General features: G+C 53.2%; 17 protein-coding genes and 1 pseudogene. 8 read left to right on the plus strand and 10 right to left on the minus strand.

The window, feature by feature from the left end; all coding sequences use genetic code 11:
- Positions 1-34: 34 nt before the first annotated feature.
- The gene (locus tag ABD949_RS20115) at positions 35-1,831 is read right to left on the minus strand and encodes a glycoside hydrolase family 9 protein (protein ID WP_345246330.1); all 1,797 of its coding nucleotides are present in this window, start codon (positions 1,829-1,831) and stop codon (positions 35-37) included.
- 101 nt (positions 1,832-1,932) lie between these two features.
- Here ABD949_RS20115 and ABD949_RS20120 point away from each other — a divergent pair, with 101 nt between their 5' ends.
- The 3 genes from ABD949_RS20120 to ABD949_RS20130 all read left to right on the plus strand — a co-directional run bounded on the left by ABD949_RS20120 (position 1,933) and on the right by ABD949_RS20130 (position 4,355).
- Entirely contained in the window at positions 1,933-2,844 is a 912-nt protein-coding gene (locus tag ABD949_RS20120) for a LysR family transcriptional regulator (protein WP_345246332.1), read from the plus strand.
- A gap of 176 nt (positions 2,845-3,020) precedes the next feature.
- Complete coding sequence (locus ABD949_RS20125) at positions 3,021-4,025, plus strand: NAD(P)/FAD-dependent oxidoreductase (protein WP_345246334.1); 1,005 nt, start codon at positions 3,021-3,023, stop codon at positions 4,023-4,025.
- Between the two features lie 6 nt (positions 4,026-4,031).
- Entirely contained in the window at positions 4,032-4,355 is a 324-nt protein-coding gene (locus ABD949_RS20130) for a 2Fe-2S iron-sulfur cluster-binding protein (protein WP_345246336.1), read from the plus strand.
- A gap of 50 nt (positions 4,356-4,405) precedes the next feature.
- Here the strand turns inward: ABD949_RS20130 and ABD949_RS20135 are convergent, their stop codons facing one another.
- The 3 genes from ABD949_RS20135 to ABD949_RS20145 all read right to left on the minus strand — a co-directional run bounded on the left by ABD949_RS20135 (position 4,406) and on the right by ABD949_RS20145 (position 8,798).
- Positions 4,406-5,662: a DUF2264 domain-containing protein gene (locus tag ABD949_RS20135; RefSeq protein WP_345246338.1), complete on the minus strand. Its 1,257-nt coding sequence runs from the start codon at positions 5,660-5,662 to the stop codon at positions 4,406-4,408.
- Between the two features lie 101 nt (positions 5,663-5,763).
- Positions 5,764-7,278 carry a sulfatase family protein gene (locus tag ABD949_RS20140; protein WP_345246340.1) on the minus strand — a complete coding sequence of 505 codons (1,515 nt, stop codon included), beginning with the start codon at positions 7,276-7,278 and terminating at the stop codon, positions 5,764-5,766.
- Positions 7,279-7,283: 5 nt separating this feature from the next.
- Positions 7,284-8,798 (minus strand): sulfatase family protein, encoded by a 1,515-nt coding sequence (locus ABD949_RS20145; protein WP_345246342.1) that lies wholly within the window; start codon positions 8,796-8,798, stop codon positions 7,284-7,286.
- Between the two features lie 226 nt (positions 8,799-9,024).
- Here ABD949_RS20145 and ABD949_RS20150 point away from each other — a divergent pair, with 226 nt between their 5' ends.
- On the plus strand, positions 9,025-9,861 hold the full coding sequence (locus tag ABD949_RS20150) for a helix-turn-helix domain-containing protein (RefSeq protein ID WP_345246345.1): 837 nt from the start codon (positions 9,025-9,027) through the stop codon (positions 9,859-9,861).
- Between the two features lie 76 nt (positions 9,862-9,937).
- On the plus strand, positions 9,938-10,495 hold the full coding sequence (locus ABD949_RS20155; RefSeq protein ID WP_345246347.1) for a cupin domain-containing protein: 558 nt from the start codon (positions 9,938-9,940) through the stop codon (positions 10,493-10,495).
- A gap of 67 nt (positions 10,496-10,562) precedes the next feature.
- Here ABD949_RS20155 and ABD949_RS20160 read toward each other — a convergent pair whose 3' ends face one another.
- The gene (locus tag ABD949_RS20160) at positions 10,563-11,363 is read right to left on the minus strand and encodes a DUF5958 family protein (RefSeq protein WP_345246349.1); all 801 of its coding nucleotides are present in this window, start codon (positions 11,361-11,363) and stop codon (positions 10,563-10,565) included.
- Positions 11,364-11,526: 163 nt separating this feature from the next.
- Between ABD949_RS20160 and ABD949_RS20165 the strand changes: the two genes are divergently transcribed.
- Positions 11,527-11,847, plus strand: a complete 321-nt coding sequence (locus ABD949_RS20165; RefSeq protein ID WP_345246351.1) for a DMT family transporter — start codon at positions 11,527-11,529, stop codon at positions 11,845-11,847.
- Between the two features lie 15 nt (positions 11,848-11,862).
- Here the strand turns inward: ABD949_RS20165 and ABD949_RS20170 are convergent, their stop codons facing one another.
- The 5 genes and pseudogenes from ABD949_RS20170 to ABD949_RS20190 all read right to left on the minus strand — a co-directional run bounded on the left by ABD949_RS20170 (position 11,863) and on the right by ABD949_RS20190 (position 16,355).
- Entirely contained in the window at positions 11,863-12,999 is a 1,137-nt protein-coding gene (locus ABD949_RS20170; RefSeq protein WP_345246353.1) for a hypothetical protein, read from the minus strand.
- A gap of 209 nt (positions 13,000-13,208) precedes the next feature.
- Positions 13,209-14,009, minus strand: a complete 801-nt coding sequence (locus tag ABD949_RS20175) for an SDR family oxidoreductase (RefSeq protein ID WP_345246355.1) — start codon at positions 14,007-14,009, stop codon at positions 13,209-13,211.
- A gap of 37 nt (positions 14,010-14,046) precedes the next feature.
- Complete coding sequence (locus ABD949_RS20180) at positions 14,047-14,817, minus strand: cupin domain-containing protein (RefSeq protein ID WP_345246357.1); 771 nt, start codon at positions 14,815-14,817, stop codon at positions 14,047-14,049.
- A 44-nt stretch (positions 14,818-14,861) separates the two neighbouring features.
- Positions 14,862-15,347, minus strand: a pseudogene (locus ABD949_RS20185) (ankyrin repeat domain-containing protein); the annotation flags it as partial.
- Positions 15,348-15,380: 33 nt separating this feature from the next.
- Positions 15,381-16,355, minus strand: coding sequence for an acyl-ACP desaturase (locus ABD949_RS20190; protein WP_345246359.1), 975 nt, complete (start codon positions 16,353-16,355; stop codon positions 15,381-15,383).
- A 250-nt stretch (positions 16,356-16,605) separates the two neighbouring features.
- Between ABD949_RS20190 and ABD949_RS20195 the strand changes: the two genes are divergently transcribed.
- The gene (locus ABD949_RS20195) at positions 16,606-17,364 is read left to right on the plus strand and encodes a lysophospholipid acyltransferase family protein (RefSeq protein WP_345246361.1); all 759 of its coding nucleotides are present in this window, start codon (positions 16,606-16,608) and stop codon (positions 17,362-17,364) included.
- Between the two features lie 134 nt (positions 17,365-17,498).
- Positions 17,499-21,596 (plus strand): beta strand repeat-containing protein (locus ABD949_RS20200; protein ID WP_345246363.1); only part of this gene is annotated, 4,098 nt, incomplete at its 3' end.

A 21,596-nucleotide genomic window follows, 5' to 3' on the forward strand; every position in this document is an offset into this window, starting at 1 on the left:
CGAGAAGCCTCCTGCGTCGGCATGGCAAAAATTGTTATTTACTCCCTGCTGTAAACCCACCGTCATTTTGCAAAGCCTCCAGGGCCGCACCCAGATACACCATCGGCGCGTTCCAGTTAATGGCGATTTCGTTGGATGCATAGGAGCAACTGGCGTCGATGAACATCTCGTCGGCGGAGGTAGCCGTGTAGCCGGGGCATTTATCCTGACGGGGCGCATTGCCGTTGGGACCGCCGGACAGCAGCCCCGGAACCGGTGCATCAATGCCATCGGCAACCGACGAACGATGGTGCGGATTCAGCACGGGCTTATCGCCATAACCGGTCAGGAACGAATAGCCTGTTGCGTTCCGGCCCAGCAGGTAATCCAGGTTCGCCAACGCATAGTTCAGGTACTTCTTATCATTTGTCAGTTTATACGCCTGAATCAGGGCAATCCCCTGATTGGCGGCAACGGCGCTGCTTCCCCAGATGTAATCGCTGGCAACTTTCCCAAACACCATCCGATAAGCGTGCTGGTCGGCTCCCTGGATCAGGTTATGCGCATTACGAATGAGCATCTGCCTTAGCGCTGGCAGGTCTTTTTTACCGGTTGCCGTAAGACTTTTCTCAAACCGAGCCAGCGTATAATAGCCGAGGGTACGTACCTGATTCCACGAGGGTAGCGGAGTTTTATCGTCCGGAAACAGGTTTATGGCGGTATAGTAGGCATCATTCTTTGTGGTCACATACAGTTCGGCCGCTGCCCAGATCCATTCGTCACTGGTATTGTTGTCGCCGTAGGTGCCGGTGCTAACGTCCGGGTCGAACTGCTTATTCATTTCGTCCTGCCGGTACAGCTTGTCTGGGTTCTTCTTCGCCCACTCCCACGCTTTCACCGCGGCTGTCAAACATGAATCGGCCAAACCAGGCAGCTCTTTGTTGAATGGTTTGAAGACTCGGGCCGACTGCGCCATCACGGCCGCAAAGTCCAGGGCCGCCGTCACGCTTTTCTGCACCACATAGCGGTCCTTCAAGGCTTTGTCGGGCATCACCATACCGTCGAAACTGGGGTTGGTCAGTTTGTGGTACACACCGCCACCGTTGGGGTCCTGCATGGTCAGCATCCAGCGCAGGTTCCACAGCGTTTCGTCCAGCAGGTCGGGGACGTTGTTGCCGCTCTCGGGAATATTAATTTCGAATGTCTTAAAATAAGCCGGAAAATCTTCGTAGAGCGACAGAAGCGTGCCTACGGTGATGCCTGAATTCACAATATACTTATTGTAATCGCCGGCATCATACCAGCCACGGGGCGACGAGATAACCGAACCGGCCGGGCGCTTATCGTCAGCCGCCGACGGGTGAATCAGCACGCGTGTATCCGGGTGCCCGGCTAGACGAGCCCACTGCCCGGCAAATTTTGCCGGCAGCTCCGTCGACATCCGCTGGTAATAAAAGCCTTTCAGCGAGCCGATGGCTGCCTCCCGGTGCACATTGCTGCGTATCTCGAAGGGATAGGAATGGCCAACGCCCGGTATTACCAGCACATAGGTGCCATTCTTTTTGAAAGCAGAGAAGTCGGCCAGGCGGGTTGTTTTGCCGGAGATGGCATTCTGCCGTTGTTCGCCAAGGGTGCCGGTGTACACCGTCTTTTTCTGGTCCGGCGTCATCAGCTGAAAGGTACCGGCGTCTGCCCCAACCACTACGGCCACTTTAGGCGCGTTGGGATAAAAACCGATCTGGTTGAGCCGAATGGCTTCGGATAGAGACTGTCCGTTGACCAGCGTTGTTCCGCTAAGCAGTAAACCGCCAAGTACGTTGCGAGCCCAAACGGCCACATTTCGTTTATTCATCAAATTAAAAACAGGATTGACCTGGGTTAGAGCGGAGATGCTTGTTTTCTTTGCAAAAGTAGCGCGTGCTGCTTTTCTACGTTTATCCCGTCCTTATTTCCATGCTCGATTTTCGTCTGCAGGTTTTTTACACAGTAGCCAAACGGCTTAGCTTTACCAAAGCCGCAGCCGAACTCTTTGTTACTCAGCCCGCCGTTACCAAACATATTCACGAACTGGAGCAGCAGTTTGGCACTACGCTCTTTGAACGATTAGGCAACCAGATCCGCTTAACGTCCGCTGGCGAAATTGCCCTGCGGCATGCCGAAACCATTCTGGGCAATTACCGCCAGCTGGAATATGACCTGAGTGTGCTGAAAGGGCAGCATTCGGGTACCCTACGGCTGGGCGCCAGTACGACCGTAGCGCAGTACCTCATTCCCCCCATACTCGCCCGCTTCCACGAACGACATGCCGATGTGAAGATATCACTGGTGAGCGGCAACACGCAGCAGATTGAGCAGGCCCTGCTGAACCACGACATTGAACTAGGCATTGTCGAAGGCCGCACCCACCTGCACGAATTGCGCTACACGCCGTTTGTTAAGGATGAAATTGTCCTGATCAGCCATAGTGCTCACCCCTTGGCCCAGCGCGACGAGATTACAGTAGACGAGTTGAGAAGCCAGCCGCTGGTACTGCGCGAACGGGGGTCCGGCACCCTGGAAGTCATCGAACACGCCCTGCGGCAGATCGGCATTAAGCTCAGCGACATTACCGTGGAGATGTACCTGGGCAGCACCGAAAGTATTAAATCTTACCTGACCCACTCCCGCTGCCTGGCCTTCATCTCCATCTACGCTGTCGAAAACGAACTGCAGGCCGGTACCTTCCGGGTGCTGGATGTAAAGGGACTATCCATTCAGCGCGACTTCTACACTATTCAACGACAGGGAGCCAGTGAGCGCCTGGCCGAAACCTTTCTGAACTTTGCCGATCGCCACCACCAGGGGCATCGGAAGGCTCGCCCGTGAAACGGACCGGGTCGCCGGCGTGCTCGACCAGCACTACCTATAACTAATCGGAATGACCGATAAGAAATAGTAATTAGTCTGGTGGGGCCGGCTGGTCTACTTTTGCCCTATAAACAACGCCGAAAGGGAATCTGTACACTCCGCCTGGTGTTATACAGATAGAATAGCACACTACCATGATTACAACCGACATATGCATCATTGGCGCAGGTCCGGTAGGACTTTTTGCCGTTTTTGAAGCTGGATTATTAAAAATGCGCTGCCACCTCATCGATGCGTTACCGCAGGTGGGTGGTCAGCTTTCCGAAATATATCCCCAGAAGCCTATCTATGACATCCCCGGCTATCCGGAAGTAAAAGCCCAGGATCTGGTCGACAACCTGATGGATCAGATTGAGCCGTTCCACCCAACCTTCTCGTTAGGCGAGCGGGTCGATACCCTCGACCGGCAGGAAGATGGATCGTTTATCATTGGCACCAACGACGGTACGCAGGTACACTGCCAGGTGGTGGTGATCGCCGGTGGTTTGGGTTGCTTTGAGCCCCGCAAGCCGGAGATCGAAGGGCTGGAGAAGTTTGAAGGCAAAGGCGTTTCGTACATGGTGAAGAACCCCGAACAGTTGCGCGACCGCCGGGTCATTCTGGCCGGTGGTGGTGACTCCGCGCTCGACTGGACCATCTTCCTGGCCGAAGTAGCCAAAGAGGTAACGCTGATCCACCGCAGCGACAGTTTCCGGGGAGCCCCTGACTCCGCCGAGAAGGTGTATGAACTGGCCAAGCAGGGTAAAATCAACCTGGTACTGCAATCCAACATTACCAGCGTGAACGGCAATGGCCATCTGAAAGAGGTAACCATCACCGGCAAAGATAAGGCTCAGCGCATTCTGGCCGCCGACCACCTGATTCCGCTGTTTGGCCTGACCCCCAAATTAGGGCCCATCGCCGACTGGGGGCTGAACATTGACAAATCAGCCATCAGCGTGAATACCGTCGATTACAGCACCAATGTGGAGCGTATTTACGCCATTGGCGACATCAATACCTATCCGGGTAAGTTGAAACTGATTCTGTGCGGTTTCCACGAGGCTGCGCTGATGTGCCAGAGTGCGTTCAGGTACGTATACCCGAACCAGAAGCTGAGTTTTAAATATACCACCGTCAACGGTGTCCACGCGTTTTAATCCAACATGATTCAATTCACCGTTGAAGACCGTACCGGCGACCGGCAGACGCTAGAAATTCCCGAAGGTATCAACCTGAGCCTGATGGAAGTGCTGAAAGCGTCGGAGTACAATATCCTGGCGACCTGTGGCGGCATGGCCCTCTGCGCAACCTGCCACGTGCAGGTGCTAGAAGGCCTGGATGCCTTACCCCCGCAGACCGATGCCGAACTCGATATGCTGGACACACTGCCCGATGCCGGGTTTGACAGCCGGCTGGCCTGCCAGATCCGGGTCGATGAGTCACTGGAAGGCGCTATTTTCCGAATCCGTGGCGAAGAGCACGAATAGGTAATGGCATCGATGGCCGGCAGCAGGAAACTGGCTGACCATCGGTGTCATTAATTGATTTTGATGTCGTGCGGAAAATCCTCTCCACTCCATACCCGCTGAGCACTCCATTTCACCGGGGCATCGGCCCAGAACGGGTCTGAGGCCGGCAGGCCCAGCGGCAAAAAAATAGCCGTCGCCAGATACACACTACCCTGATTGTTATACACATCGGCAATGTCGGGTTGCGAACCGTAGAGGCCGATGGTCAGCCAGCCATTCTGGTACGTCGACGAGCTTTCGAGCGTTTTCCGGATAACCGCCGTCAGTGCCCCACGCACCTGCGCCGGCTTCAGTGGTTCAGGAAGGGCCTTTCGCCACGCCATATCGGCCAGGTGGTGAAACGCAGCCCCCCGGTACACCAGCGAACGCCCTGTGGCCGGAAAACTCCCATCGGCGTTGATCAGCCGCTCCTGAATGATGGCATAGCGTTCATTGCGCTTCCGGATGTTGGTTATCATGGCATTGTAGGCGTTCGTTTTCCTGCCGATTACATCGACAATGGCGGCCAGATACGGATGAATGACGTAGCTGTTGTAGTAATCGAAGGCGTAATGGACCCCGTCGGTATACATACCGTCGCCCACGTACCACTGCTCCAGTTGCTGCAACGCATAATCAACCCGCATGGGGTCCCATTCGTAGCCGTATTTACAAAAGAAAGCTTCGATCATAGCCGGGAACAACAGCCAGTTGGAAAAGCTCGGCTTCACCCGGCGGGTCTGTTTCAGCGCGTTGACGAACCGCGTCTGATCCGTTTTACTCAGGTTCTCCCACAGCCAGGGTGCCCGCACCATCGCAATAGCCAGGAACGAGGCATCGACAAGCTGCTGCCCGCCCAGATTAAAGCGCATATAATCTTTTGCCGTGGAGTCCAGCGCGTTCGACAGCCCCTTCAGCGTCCACTGCCGGTACTGGTTCCGCAGGGCTACTTCGTCGGGGGTACCGCCTTCGCCCTGCAGCCAGGGCGCGATGCCGCATAAGACCCGGCCGACTACCTCCAGGTACTGCACCTGAATGCGACTCTCCCGGTTATCACTCCGGATTGAGGCTACCTTCGGCATAACAATGAGCAGGCTATCGTTGGCCAGGCTGGCGAGCACCGGCCGCACCATGCGGTCCATTTCGGCCAGCCAGAACTGGCGGTCACTAACCGGCGCTGCGGCCAGGGTTGATTTTTTTGCGGTTTTCTTTTGGGCAAATCCGGCAACAGCCGGTATCAGAATAAGCAGGCAGCTTAGTAAAATTCGGGTGTTTAGGTGCTTCATACGTGCGGAATGGCTGGCAGCCGCGACCGGCTGACTGTAAAACCGACAAAATCATAGGTAGTCTGAACTGGCGGTTTGGGTTCAGACACTTCAATGCTGAACTACCGAATCGATTGTTCGGGCAATTCAGACTTTATGCCTTCATCCAACGGCATTTTATCGGGATTTGCCCCTGTTTTTTTGAGCAACGCGGCTAACTCCCGTTTCAGCTCGTTTACCTTGCCGGCATAGTTGCGGTCATTTATCAGATTATGGTCTTCACCAGGGTCAACCGCTAAATGGTACAGTTCTGCCATATGCTTATCGGGGGTGCCGTCGCCGGTAGGATAATGGATGTACTTCCACTCATCCGTCCGGATGCCACGCACATTCGGTGTGTAGGGGAACTGCTTCTCGTAGTTGTATTCATACATCCAAGCCTTTCGCCAGGCAGCCGCATCGCCCTTCACCAGCCGCCTGAACGATTGGCCATGAATATTTTTCAACGCGGGTGCTCCGCACAGATCCAGAATAGAAGGAGCAATATCCAGCGTCAGGACCTGCTTTGTCACCACCACGGGTTTGGTCACGGGAGTCAGACCAGGAAACCGGATAACCAGCGGAATATGAATACTGGGCTCGTGCATGGTCCGCTTATCGACCATCCCGTGTTCCCCATTCAGTAGACCATTGTCCGACGTGAAGACAAAAATGGTGTTCTCCAGTTCGCCCATTTCCTTCAGGATGCGGTAGATCTCACCGACACTGTCATCGACAGACAGAATGGTGCCCCAATAGGCATGAACCATATTTTCAAAATCCTTAACGGCTTCGGGCGAAGAGTCCGGAAACTTCTTCCGCCACTCGAACAAGGGTCCATAAATGCCGTGCCAGGTATTCAGCCGCTGCGCAATCCACTTCGGTTTATCGCCTAACTCAAAAGCGCTTTTGGGATACCGGATCCGAACCCCATCGAAGGCTTTGGCGTATTTCGGTTCCGGCATGTAAAAACTATGGGGAGCTTTATGCCCGAGCATCAGGAAGAAAGGTTTGGAGCGGTCCTTCTTCAGCCAGTCAGCGGCCATTCGGGTCACTACCGTTGTATAATAGCCTTTTACCTCCCGGCTGCCCTGTCCATTTATATTAAACTCGGTATCCCAATACTTTCCCTGCCCCTTATGGGTAACAAAATAGTCGAAACCCGGCCGGGGTTTATCGTTCTCCTCACCCATATGCCACTTGCCGATGTAAGCTGTTTCGTAACCTGCCGACTGCAATACACCTGGCATACTGGGCAGGTTGACGGGGTACTCGGTAAAATTATTAACCACCCCGTGCGCGTGCGCATATTTCCCGCTCAGAATAGATGCCCGACTGGGCGAGCAAAGCGAGGTTGTGCAGAAATAGTTTCTAAAAAATACGCCCTCTGCAGCTAGTTTATCAATGTTGGGGGTTTTCAGGTAAGGATTTCCGGCAACGCCCAAGGCATCCCACCGCTGGTCATCGGTCAGGATTATTACAACGTTGGGGCGCTTCGGATCAGGGGCATGACGGCCTTCTCTTTTAAAGCTGACAAAAGATAGCAGGACGGCAAAGCCGACACCACAGTTCATCGCTATGGTTGACAATTGCTTCATACAGGTCAGAACGTGTTTTTGTTTTCGTGGTCGGCAAAGCGCGGGCGATTGATGCGCTTCAGCGGTATTTGCAGGCCGCCGGTATCTTCCAGCCAGTCGTAGAGCTGACCGGCCATCTGCTTAATAGCGGCCTGGTGCTGCGGCTCCCGGATGAGATTTTTCATTTCCTGAGGGTCATTTTCCAGATCAAAGAACTCGTTGGTGTCCCAGATGCCATGGTAGCGCACATATTTGTAACGGTCGGTGCGGATGGCGTGCACCGTGGGTGTATGCGGAAAGTCGTATTCCCAGTAATATTCGTAGAAGATCTTATCACGCCAGTCGGATACCGGTTTCCCCTGCAGCAGCGGCATGATGGAGCGGCCAACCATCTGCGAAGCTTTCTGTAAGCCGGCCAGTTCCAGAATGGTTGGCGCTACATCAACGTTCTGCACCATCTGGGGCACAGTAATTCCGGCTTTGATCAGGGCCGGACAACGCACCAGAAAGGGTACCCGCATGGACTCCTCATAGGCAGTCCGCTTATCGATCAGACCGTGTTCGCCGAACATAAAGCCGTTGTCGCCCATGTAAATGACCAGCGTATTCTCGGCCAGACCATTGTCGTCGAGGTATTTCAGTACCCGGCCGATGCTGGTATCCATGCTGCGCAGCGTCTCGCAATAGTCGCGCACAAACGAGTCAAAACTGGTGGAGCCGTGGTAGAGGTAATCCACACCATGCCAGCTATAGCGCTGCCGCTTCACCCAGAGTGGCGTAGGGCTTTCTTTGGTCTCCGGATTCTGGTTACGCGGATCGGTCTGGTAGAAGGAGGCCGGGTACTGAATCGGTGAGTTCGCAAACCGGCCCCGATCAGCGGGCGAAGGTTTAAACTCATGATGCACCGCTTTGTGGGAGAGGTACACAAAAAACGGTTTGTCTTTGTTGCGCCCGTTCAGGAAGTTCAGGGCGTAGTCGGTGAGCACATCGGTGGTATAGGCGCTGTCGCGGTGCGCCACCTTTTTACCGTCGACGTTCAGAACCGGGTTGTAATATACGCCCTGCCCCTCAAAGCTCACCCAGTGGTTAAAACCCTTACGCGGTTTGTCGTCATCGTTACCCATATGCCACTTTCCAATGAAGGCGGTCTGGTACCCGGCCTGCTGCAGATACTGCGGAAAATAGGTCAGCGTAGGTGGCTCAGGAGCTACGTTATCGACCACCGTGTGCTGGTGCGAAAAAAGGCCGGTCAGGATGCTGGCACGGCTGGGCGAGCAGAGCGCCGTTGTTACGAATGCTTTGGGGCAGTGCGCTCCTTCGCGCCGGATGCGGTCCAGGTTCGGCGTCTCCAGCCAGGGTGCAATGGCCGGCTTCATGAAACTCATGAAATCATACCGGTGATCATCGGACAGGATAAAGACCACGTTGCGGGGCCTGGCCGCACCAGCAAGTTTCGGCAAGGGTTTAGGAGCCTGTTGTTTTACCTGCGCCCAGCTCAACGTCGGGAGCAGCAGCCAGCCAAAAAGTACATAACGAAGCATAAGCAGGTATATAAAAAGGATAGTTCAGGTAAAGCACCTCTATGAGGGTAAAGGCTCTGACCGTACAAGTTTAACCAGATAAAAGTAGCGTTTCTTTCTTCTCAGGTTGAAACTAAGGAAAGTCTTTTTGGTCGTCCTACCCTGAAATGCTGATTTTTTACCAGTACTTAGTAGCGTGAAACCGCTAACTTAAACGGGTAAATCCTGGCTCAGTCCAACTTCTATTATGGTTTTCTCCGTCATACAGCCATCCGCTCACCTTCGGGAATACATCAAGAGGTACATGCTGCTGCACTTCCGGTTTTCGCCCAACGACCCGATCCCTCTGAAACCATTTCCGGCCTCACCCAATCAGGGGATTACGTTTTATCCCCGTGGCTATCTCACAGCTCACCACCCCAATCCCGAAACAGGCACAGGGATACGCCGGCCCCAGACGGTTGTTTTTGGCCAGCATATCAATCGAATCACGCTGCAATTGGCGCAGGAAGAATACCTGATGTTCGACGTAAGTTTTCAGCCCGGCGTGCTGGCCAGGTTTCTGCGCAATCCCTTGAGCGAATTTGTCGATCAGAATATTGATGCCGAATCGGTAATCGGAGCCGAAATCCGGCTCGTAAACGATCAACTGGCTCATGCCAGCCACTACGAACAAATGGTTGCTATTGTGGAAAATTACCTGTGGAAACGAATCCAGCGATTGCAGGTCGACCTCCTGCCGCTGGAGAAAGCCAGCCGGCATATGCTTGCGAAAACCAACCTCTGGTCACTCGACCAGTGGGCCGGCCACTGTTGCCTTAGTATAAGTCAGTTTGAACGGAAGTTTCGGGAGCAGATGGGCGTATCGCCTAAGTTATTTGCCCGTATCGTCCGGTTCGACCGGGCATTCTGGTTGAAAGAAACTAACCCTCAACTCGACTGGCTAAGTGTGGCGCTGCAAACGGGTTATTACGACTACCAGCATCTGGTTAAAGACTTTAAACAGTTTGGTGGCACCACCCCTCCCTTATTCCTTAATCAGAATGACAATTCACCCGAAAAGTGGCTGAGACTGGTTAACTGATACTCGCTGATTTTTTACCACCAACCAATGGATGACCCGGTGCAATTTTAACCTGTTAACCAAAAAAATCAGCCTTATGAAACGGCGTCACTTTCTTCAGCATTCACTGCTGGCAACGTCTGCCATTGACCTGCCAGCCGAAGCTCTAACCCTCCGCCCTACCAAAGGGATCAGCCTGAAAGACGGAGAATCCCGTAATAGTGAAAAAATCGTCCTGGCCGGAACGCCCCTCGACTTCAAGGTACTCAGTGAAGATACCGGCGGTGATATGGCGGTATTTGTCAGTTCAAACAACCGGAGGGGCAGCGGTCCCCCACTGCATGTGCATCAGAACATGGATGAATTTTTCTGTGTGCTCGAAGGTGAATTTCTGTTCCAGGTCGGCAACGAAAAAACACGGCTGAAAGCAGGTGACACGATGTTTGTCGCCCGCACCGTGCCGCATGGCTTCGACTGCGTGAGTAGTCAGCCCGGCAAGTTGCTGGTTACGGTTCAGCCGGCCGGCGACATGGAAAGCTTTTTCCGGCAGCTTGGCAAGCTCCTACCCGAAAAAGGAGCGCCCGACCTGAAAGCTATGGGAAAACTCTATCAGGCGCATGACTCTGCCATAGTAGGTCCGCCAATAGCGGAATAGCCATACGCGGGAAAAGCTTTTTTCCCGGGACCGGCATATGCAGGAGCAGTACAATGTCCACCTAAAATCAGGTAGTGTCCGTCTCCTGCATATGCCGGTTAACGACCTCCTTGAGTATTTTCATGGATTTGTCGGCGGTTAATCCGTATCGTTCCCGCAGCGCCTTCTGCAATGAATCGTATAACAGATAACGGGTAATTGCCTGATAGTTAGACGCTCTAACGAATTCTGTTAATACTTCATCGTACGTCGCAAACCTGTGCCGGGTCTTCTGCGCCGGAACAGGCTGCTGACGCCTGGCCTGTTCCGACTGCTTGTGATCATACTCAAGCCTAGCCAACCTGAGAAAGTCGCTCCGAAACTCCGGATTACGGTATACATCTTCCACCAGATTCTGATGGGCTTTTATCAGTTCCTCGACGGTTTCAGGCTGCGACAAATCCCAATACCTCCAGTTGTCAGGAGTTTCCATATTCATTGCTTTACGCCGTTGGTAATAGGCTTTGAACAAGCGGAGTAATAACCGGTACGTCTTCTCATACTTACCCTCTGGCAGGCTGTCGGGTACCCCAAGCCATATCATCTGGCGATGTCGATCGGGATGCGACCAATAGTTAATAAGCGCAGCACAAAACCTATGATTTTTCAGCTCAGCACCAGTCGAATCTAGCTCGTTTCCAAATTGATCGTCAATGGCCTGCTCCACATCGGAGAGTTTCTGTTTAGTCCCCCAGACCAGAGAAAACAAGTCATAAAACTGATTTTGTTTTTCCTCCTCACTCAACCGGCTGAAAATCAAAACCAGATCCTCCACCGGGCGCACGCCCTGCCCGAACTGGTAGAGTACTACTTCTTCTTCGAATCGCATAGCTGCTCTGGATAAAAGGTCTGGGCTTCGTACCGCTCTCCCTACGTTGGTTTCAACAGTAATATAGCGATCATCTGAGCCAGTGGCAAATGACAGGCAACTTTTTCCGTAGCGGGAAACATATCCGGGCCGGGCCGGCTTATTCTGGAAAAGCAACAATACAATGGCCTGGATATTTCTGATTTTGGCGGGTCTGCTGGAGGTCGTTTGGGCCTACGCCATGAAGCAATCGGCGGGGTTTACCCGCTTAGGTCCCACGCTCGTTACGGTAGTGGCCATGCTCGCCAGTGTAGGCCTGCTGTCGCTGGCCATGCGCACACTTCCGCTGGGGTCGGCCTATACCATCTGGACCGGCATTGGTGCCGTTGGAGCCTTTGTGGTCGGTATTGTCGTGCTGAGCGAGCCGGTCAATACCATCCGGTTGCTGGCCGCCAGCCTGATTGTAGGGGGCATTATCCTAATGCGCCTTTCATCGGCCCCCTAAAATCCCGGCAGTTGATCAGGATAACGGCGATCGGGTTACGGCCCCGGTCTTCTCAGATACCCATTCATTAGGCGAGACATCATCGTTAAAGATGAAGTCAACCGATTCGGCAAGGCAGTTGCTTTCTACGGTTATGATCTCTGGCAGCCAGTCAGACGTCACATTGCTGGTAAGGGCCTGCACCGTCAGGCTCTGTACCTCACCGATATCCAAGCCTTCCAGGGCTACATACGTGAGTGTACCGCTGTCCAACCGGCCATCCATATGGCTGTTGAACGGAAGACTCTGCAACGTACCGGCCGACCCTTTCAGCGTGAATACATAAAACGCAGCGGACCCGGCCAGAAACGTATCTCTGGTCTTGATCCGTAGCCTGTACGCCGGAATGCGGGGTACGGTATACGGATTATGCCCATGCCGGGCCAGTTCATATACTCCGTTATACGGATGCGACGTGACCAGATCCTTCAGTTTTTCGATATACGGCGGATCCACAAAAATGCCATCGATATAGGTATCGAGGTATTTACACATGGAACCTTCCAGCGTCAGCACCCAGGTGTAAATGAGTTTATAGCTTTCGGGGGCGTTTTGGAATGCACACGTCTGGGCCGTTGTGATGTTGGTAAAAACGCCGGGTTTAGACAGAAACGTGGTAATCCCATCGGCATACGAGAAGTGCTGCTGACCCGCTTTTTTAAATATGCCTTCTAATTCAGCAGGAGGTATATTGGATTCATCGACCCCCACTCCCACATCGGGATACTGGCCGGTATAGGTAGTGATGAACGACACATCATCGGCATGCGTCAGCAGAATCGCCATCCCATCGCATTTACTGCCGGAGATATATTGTTTAATGAGCGACACCAACTCGTTGATGTCGAAATCATTATCTTTCAGGTCAAAAATGGCGAGGGCCAGGTTGTAGTCGTTCTGGGTCAGGAGGGTGTTTAATCCGTCCAGGTATTCAGCCACGGTAGGGATATCCTCGTAGATAAGCGGATCGGAATGGCAAACATAAAATGTTCCTTCGTGATGGCAGATATCGAACTCTAATGCATTAGCGCCCAGGTCCAGCGCGTTCCGGGCGTCATCAATGGTATTGGAGCGGTGTGCAATGATATAAAATGGGCGTTTTTTCTGAAGCATAAAGGGTGTAGAGCCAGACTGTTGAGAATACCGTCTGCATTACGGGCAGACAAGCTTACCTGACTTAGTACACTAACTAAGCGAACGCCCCCTCTGTTAAACGCTGCCGGTAAAATCTGCTTCATCTGCCGCCATCAGGTGGGCAGGCTATAAGCAAACCATCTGGCATCCAGCGCCTTCTATCTGCCAGCCGGCAGAGAAAAGCAGCATTACATATCGTAATGCTTCCGGATCATTCGTTCGTAAATCCGGGTAGGCAACACCCGTTTCAGCAGCACAGATACTTTTTCCAGGGGCTTGCCAACCCGATAAAGCCGCTTCACCTGAGCCGAGTTGATGATGGAGTCGACCAAAGGCCCAAACACCGCCGGATCAATACCCCCACTGACACTCTGGTCGATCAGTTCATAGGTCCGGTCAAAGGTTTTTTTATACACGCTGTCGGCGGGAATGGAGGCCCGCAGCCGGTTTTTGTTGATGTCGGTGCGGGTCCCTCCCGGCTGAATGGAGCAGGCCTGAACCCCAAACGGAGCCAGTTCTAAGCGAAGGGCCTCGGTTAGCCGCTCCACGGCCGCTTTGGTGGCACTGTAGGCCCCCCGGTAGGGTAGTCCGGCCTCGGCGGCAATGGAGCTGATGTTGATGATCAAACCCGACCGCTGCTGACGCATCATCGGCAGCACAGCCTGGACCATCCGGATCACCCCGGTCACATTGGTGTCAAACACGCGTTGCACATCGTCCAGGGGCAGCAGCTCAACAGGGGCGGCAATTCCCAGACCGGCGTTGTTAATCAGCACATCCAGCCGCCCTTCACGTTCGCAAATGTACTCAACAGCCTGCCCGATACTCTCCGCGCTGGTCACATCCATGGATAACATCGAAAAGGTTTTGCCGGCTTCGTCGGCCTGCCGCGATGTACCATACACCTTGTATCCCCGCTGGGCTAAGTAAATAGCCATGGATTCTCCCAGACCGGTAGACGCACCGGTGATCAAAATAACTTTAGACATAAGTGAACACAAAAGTAAGCATTAGCCGCCGGTAACCTCACGGTTGAAAATGCAGGGCAATGTAGGAACATTTCTCCGGCATGGTGTTCTGAATAGCGTGCGCGACCCCGGCGTCCCAAAAAATCACATCACCTGCCTCTGCCCTTTTCTGCTCACCGTCACTGTGGACCAAAGCCGTGTTCTCCAGTATGATCAGCAGTTCGGCCGCCTGATGCGTATGGGGCGGATTACGCCATATGCCCGGATTGAGGGTCATAATGTTCATTTCGCAGCGACGGTTCATTACGGTGGCAGCGGCAAACAGTCGTCGGATACCCCCTTTGTCGTCAGGAGTATAGGGTACGTCCCGGCTGTCGACCCAGAACGAATCTCCGGTTAGGCGATACAGATCCAGATCCGGCATTTCGTTGGAGGTATACCGGATGAAATAATACGTAAGCGGCTGATCTGTTTGATTGTCTAACCGGAAAGCATCCCCCGGCATGAGGACCACCACGCTGCCCGGCCCCAGCGTTTTCTGTTTTCCGCCGAGAGTCAGGGTCAGTTCCCCTTCCCTGATGATCACCAAAGCCTCCTCATCGAGTTGCTGGGTCTCTTCCGGAGAGGTTTTAGTATAATGGGTGATGGCCTGAATCCGGATGTCAGAAAAATGGCTGGTTGTTCCCTGCATCAGGGTTCGCTCCTCATAATTTGGCCGTTTAACAACCGGTGCCTGTTTCCAGGAAAAAACAGATGGAGCGCTGGCCTGGGAGAAGGCCAAAGCCGTTGCCAGGGCTATCATCCCGAAAAGCAGGGAAGATCGTATCAAAAACCAGTATACCATGAGTAAGAAAGACGCTGACGGTAGGGCAGCTACTTCCCTGCTTTGGCTTCCAGCAGGGCTATAATTTCCTTACGATTTTTAGCTCTGGCAAATTCCAGCGGAGTTTTGCCCTCGTTTGAACGAAGATGTAAATCGGCATTAGCGGCTAACAGTACGTTGACTACCTCGATGTTGTTCTGCCAGATCGCGTCATGCAGGGCGGTATAGCCGTTGTATGGACCCTGCTTATTGATGTCGATATGGTAGTCAATCAGGAGCTTAGCCGCTTCTGCCCGGCCGGCGTAGGCCGCTGCGTGCAGCGCGGTAGCCTTCATGCCCGGATCAACGGCCCGTACATCGGCACCCGCTTCCAGGAGTAATTTTACAATAGCCGTATAGCCTTTATACGCAGCCATGACCAGCGGAGCATCCTGGCTGGCGTCCAGCTCATTCACATCGGCCCCGTCCTGAATGAGCTGCTGAACAAGAGCAGGGTTGTTTTTATTAACGGCATTCATGAGCGCGGTCATAGCAAAGGCGGTGTTTACATAGGTTGTGTGCCCGCTCCGTTACGCAATCCAGCTGAAGCGGTACTCCAGCGTAGGAGTTTTGGATCGGTCAGCAATCCGGCGCAGACGGTCGGGCAGGGCCATAACGTAATCGCGGGCGCGTTCGCCGGCATCGCTCAGGTCTGTCACCTTCGCTATCTGCCACTCGTCCAGCAGCGACTCCATGATGCTGATGTAGTCGTAGGTGGTATATACCCCCAGCCGCTGGGCTGCGTCGGAGAAGTGCGAGAACGTCTGTCCGATCTTAAGCCCTGTTTCGCGCAGGAAGTGGGCCGGCATTACAATTTTCTTCCGCATCATGTCCTCAAAGGCCAGCATCATGCCAGATGGGTCGGCTAGGAAAATCTGGCTGACGAAGGCTTTATAGGCCCTGGCGTGGCGCATTTCGTCGGCGGCAATTACCCCGCAGATTTTGGAAAGCTGCGCGTTACCGGCCTGCTTGGCCAGCGTAGCTGTCCGGCGGTGCGAAATGTTCGTAGCCAGTTCCTGGAAAGAGGTATACACAAAATTCCGGTATGGGTCGCGGCCGGTCTGGATGTCGAAGCCATCGGCAATGAGGTATTGCGTCGACACCTCCATGGCCCGCATATTGACCCGCCCCGAGAGGTACAGGTATTTGTTCAGCAGGTCGCCGTGCCGGTTTTCTTCGGCGGTCCAGCCCCGAACCCACTTCGACCAGCCATTGGACTCGTGCTGATCGACGCCGGTGACGTCCATCAGCCAGGATTCGTAAGTGGGCAGGGCCTCTTCCGTGATGGTATCGCCAACGAGCACGGCCATGTAATCGTAGGGAAGGTCGCGGGCGCATTCCCGGAGTTGTTTTACTTCGTCAAGGAAGTTCTCCTGGGTAGCATCGGGCAGCAGATCGGCCGGCTGCCAATGGGCTTCCACGGGTTTAAGGAATTCCGCCAGGAGGTCATCCAGCTTTCCCTCTATATAGCGCATCACTTCCAGACGTACGTCAGATAGTATCATGGAGTCTTTCAGACTGGGTATAGTATTACAATCAGTAAGGCGCAAAATACGCAAATTAAAATGACAATACGCCCTACCTCATAAACGGCTGGGGCGTAATCTGGTTTAACGACTAAACAAATTTCTTTCATTGGTTACCTGCCTGGCTAGTTCCGGTTTTGATTGGGGCAGGCCACCGGCAAATCAGCAGATTATTCGCAGTTGACCGAACAAGCGATGCATTTCCTTATTTTTGCCGAAAAATTGCCGGATGAAGAAGCTGCTGGATTACGTTCTGAGTGTTATATATATCTTGTATTTCGGGTTATTACTGGTGGTATTCCATGTAATACAGGTGATCTGCTTCCATGGTTTTGGCAAGCAGGCTCACAAAAAATCCGTGGATGTATTCAACTTTTTCATCACCTACGGCTGGCTGATCACCGGCACGCGGGTAAGGTTCCGGCAGGCGACCGATCTGCCTACCGACCGGCCCATTATCTTCGTAGCCAATCACCAGAGTATGTTCGACATTCCGGGCATTATCTGGTTTCTGCGCCGGTACACTCCCATCTTTATCTCAAAGGTTGAACTGGCCAGGGGTATACCCGGCATTTCGTATAACTTACGAAAAAGCGGGGCTGCGCTCATCGACCGCAAAGATGCAAAACAGGCAATTGTTGAGATCGCCCGACTAGGTAAGCTCATTAAGGAGCGTAACCATTCTGCCGTGATTTTCCCCGAAGGTACCCGCACGGCCCATGGTCCCATGAAGCCTTTTGCCGTGGGCGGTGTTGCAACGCTGCTCAAACGCGCGCCCAATGCTCTGGTGGTGCCGGTTGCCATTGACGGCACGGGCCGGTTCACGCCAAAGGGGCTGTTTCCGCTGACGTCGTTCTCGCTGCTATCGTGGACGGCGCTGCCGGGTATTGAACCCGCCGGCCTGACCCCGGAAACGGTTGTGCAGCAGGCCCAGGAAGCCATCCGGGCTGTGGTGGAAGGGCCCGGCAGCGGTGTTGTCGCTGATTGATATATAGACTGGCAACAATTCTCCACCTTTTCGCGCTATTTCTCCACCTTTTTTCGCCAATTCTCCACCTCATTACCGAAAGTTTACCCGTACCTTTCCCTATTATTTCCTCGAAAACCAATAGGGCGTATATCATGCATGGACTCTTTACCTCTTTTTACCAAAACTCAACTTTTTACCCAAACTCCACGATAAGCGGCTCCAAGATCCAATCCCTGCTGAAGAGGATCTTGCCGCTGTGCTTGCTACTCAGTTTAGCAGTAGCCGCATCGGCTCAGGTCCGGTATGTAAAGCCCACGTCCAGTGGTACAGGTGACGGCACGAGTTGGGCCAATGCCACGGCTAACCTTCAAGGAGCTATTAACTCGTTGACTGCTACAGGTGGAGAGGTGTGGGTAGCGGCCGGTACTTACAAGCCTACGACTTCCACCGATCGTACCATAAGCTTCAGTATGCGTAATAATGTGCGCATCTACGGCGGCTTTGCCGGAACGGAAACCAGTCGCACTCAGCGGCCTGCCATCAATCTGACCACCCCTTCATCTTCTACCCTCAGCGGGGACATTGGTGCCTTGGGAAACAATACCGACAATAGCTATCATATCATTGCCAACAGCGGCCTCAACAATACCGCCATTCTGGATGGCTTTGTTGTTAAATCGGGAAATGCCAATGGGGCAGACCCTTTTAATAAGGGTGGAGGCCTTTACAACTACAACTCCAGCCCGAATCTGACCAATTGTAGTTTCACTAATAATTTTGCTGTTGAGGGTGGAGGGGTATATAGTATAGCTTCTTCCGGCATATCAAGTCCGAGTCTGACCAACTGTATCTTTACAAATAATTCTGCTAAAAGCGGAGGGGCAATGTACATGGCGTCTTCGGCGTCAACACTAGTAAATTCGCTTTTCATCGACAACTCGGCTCAAGAATATGGAGGAGCCATACGTAATGGTGGGGCGGATCTGGTAAGTATCAACTGTACGTTCAGGCGCAATACGGCAATCTTTGGTGGAGCTATATTTATTAATTATTCGACTGTAAGTTTGATCAACACCATTGTATGGGGTAATAACGGGGACGACTCATTTAATCGGGGTTTCGCTACAGATACTTTTAATGCTCAATATTCTCTGTTTGACTCTTCAGTAATCGGCTATACTGGTTCCAACAATCTAACCAGCAGCAGTACACCTTTTGTCAGTTCTACTAATCAGCAGCTCGTGGCCTGCTCCATGGCGATCAATGCAGGGAATCCTTCCAGCACTACGGCTCTGAGCGGACCTTACAGTGCCTCGACGCTCCCCCAGACCGATTTGGCAGGCAATCCCCGCATCTTCGGCGGCCGGGTCGATATAGGAGCGTTTGAATACCAGGGAGCGCCGGGTAGTTGCCCACCGCCCCTTACTCGTTATGTAAAACCAGTAGCCAGTGGTACAGGTGACGGCACAAGTTGGGCGAATGCTGCGGCTGACATTCAGGCCATGATCAATTTTGTTACCGACCATGTGACTGGTGGTGAGGTGTGGGTGGCGGCTGGTGCCTACAAGCCAACGACCACAACCGACCGTGGCATCAGCTTCAAGATGAAAAACAACGTAGCCATTTATGGGGGCTTTGTAGGTAACGAAACAGCCCGCAACCAACGGCCGTTGATCAATCTGACGACCCCTTCGTCTTCCACGCTCAGTGGGGATATTGGTACCGCAGGTGATCCTAGCGACAATAGTCTTCATGTTATTGAAAATATAGCTCTCAATAATACAGCTATTCTGGATGGGTTTGTCATTACTGAGGGGCATGATTACGGGAGTTATGGTGGAGGCATGTATAACTACAATTCCAGCCCGGTGATCACCAACTGTAGCTTTACGAAAAATAGTACATATCGTTTAGGCGGGGCAATGTATTTTGGAGGGTCAAGCAATCCGGTAATAACCAACTGCACCTTTACCTCCAATTCGGCTTTTTATCTGTATGCTAATCCTACTCTTGATGATTACGGTGCTGGGGGAGCGATGTATTTTGATCCCAATTGCAATCCGAAAATAACCAACTGTAGGTTTACGGCCAATTCTTCTCAACAAGGTGGGGCGGTGTTTAATGTCTCCAATATGGCTTTAACCAACTGCAACTTTACCGGTAATACCGCTGGTCTGGAGAATAATGTGGTGAAGCTAAATGGGTATGGTGGTGCTATATTAAACTATGGTAGCATTGTTTTGACTAATTGTAGCTTTAGCGGCAATTCGGTTAACAGAGATGGCGGGGCACTATTTAATTTCAGTACTGCTTCGCTTATTAACTGTAGCTTTAGCGCCAATACAACTCCAAATCATGGTGGGGCACTGTATACGTATGATGGAGCCAGTTCAAGCATGATAAATTGTATTGTCTGGGGGAATAACGGCAATAGGAGTATTCATACGTGGGGTAGCGGCTCTACCACAGCAAAATATTCTCTGTTTGATCCGGATGTAACAGAATACACCGGCTCTAATAACCTCACCAGCATCATTTCTCCTTTTGTCAGTTCATCCAATCTGCAACTGGTCCCCAACTGCTCGGTAGCCATAAATGCCGCTGATCCCTCCAGTGCTACGGCCGTAAGTGGACCGTACAGTGTCACGGCGCTGCCCCAGACTGACTTGGCCGGTCAGCCCCGCATCTTCAGCGGCCGGGTTGATATGGGTGCTTATGAATTCCAGGGTACACCGGGCAATGTGGCTGTTTCAGTTACTGCTTCCACAACCCTCGTCTGTAACAACCAGCCGGTAAGTTTGTCGGGCACAGTAACCGGTAGCAATAATGTGAGTTATAAATGGTCGGCACCCGCCGGAGCCAGCCTGAGCAGCACCAGTACCAACCCTACTACGGCCACCTTACAGACGACCGGGCCTAAAGCCTTTACCCTGACAGTAACCAATCTGAACACCAATTGCAGCAATGCCAACATCATAACTGTAACATCAGGTGCACCCGCTGCGGCCATCAGTCCCAGTTCTGCTTTGGTGACCTGTGTAACACCCAGTGTAAGCCTGACGGCTAGTGGTGGGGTGAGCTACAAATGGAGTACAGGAGCCACCACAGCGGTGCTATCAGTAACTCCTACGATTGCAACCACGTATTCCGTTACCGTTACTGAACCTAATGGCTGCACAGCCACCGCCAGTGTAGCCGTGAATGTTGATAAAACACCACCTACAGCTGTGATCAGTCCCAGTTCTGCCATACTCACCTGTGCCAGTCCGACGGTTGATCTGAGAGCCTCAGGTGCGCCCTTCGTTCTGTGGGATAACGGCTCGAAAGCGCCTTTACGGACGGTAACTGAAGCGGGCGTTTACTCCGTAACGGTAACAAATTCATCATTCTCCAACGGCTGCTCGGCGGTAACCAGTGCCACGGTAACGGGCAGTAGCACCCCGCCCACGGCTAGCATTGCAGCCTCCACGACTGCTTTAAGTTGTAGCACCCCTACGGCTAGTCTGACGGCCAGTGGCGGAGTGAGTTACCGTTGGAACGACAACTCCACCAATTCTATCCGCAGTGTGAGTGTGGCGGGTACTTACTCAGTGACGGTCACAGCGGCCAACGGCTGCACAGCCGTAGCCAGTGTGGGCGTTAGTGGCAATCCCTCGCCCCCTACCGCTGCCATCAATCCCAGTTCAGCCACCCTCACCTGTGCAAGTCCGAGTGTCAGTCTGACCGCTAGTGGAGGGGGAACGTATCGCTGGAGCACAGGGGCGACCACAGCTATCATCAGTGTTTCTCCCACAGTGACAACGGTGTACTCAGTGACGGTGACAGGCACTACTGGGTGTACAGCTACCCAGAGCCGCAGCATCAGTGTAGACAAAGTCGCACCTGGTAATCCTACCCTGACAGCGAGTCCATCGGCCACGCTGACCTGTGCCGAAACCAGCCTGACGCTGACAGCCTCAGCTACGGGTACCGGGCTGAGCTATGCCTTCAGTGGCCCAGGTGGTGTGCTGGCCGGCAGTGGCAATACCCGTACTATCAGTACTCCGGGTACCTACACGGTGCTCGTAACGGGTAGCAATGGCTGTAGTACGTCAGCCATCACCACCGTCAGCAGTAACACCACGGCGGCCCAGGCCAGCATTGCTGCCTCCACGACGGCCCTAAGCTGTGCCACGCCAGTGGTGAGTCTGACGGCTAGTGGTGGGGTGAGCTACCGCTGGGAGGACAACTCCACCAGTGCGGTGCGGACT

It is taken from the genome of Nibrella saemangeumensis (assembly GCF_039541915.1).
Classification (GTDB): Bacteria; Bacteroidota; Bacteroidia; order Cytophagales; family Spirosomataceae; genus Nibrella; species Nibrella saemangeumensis.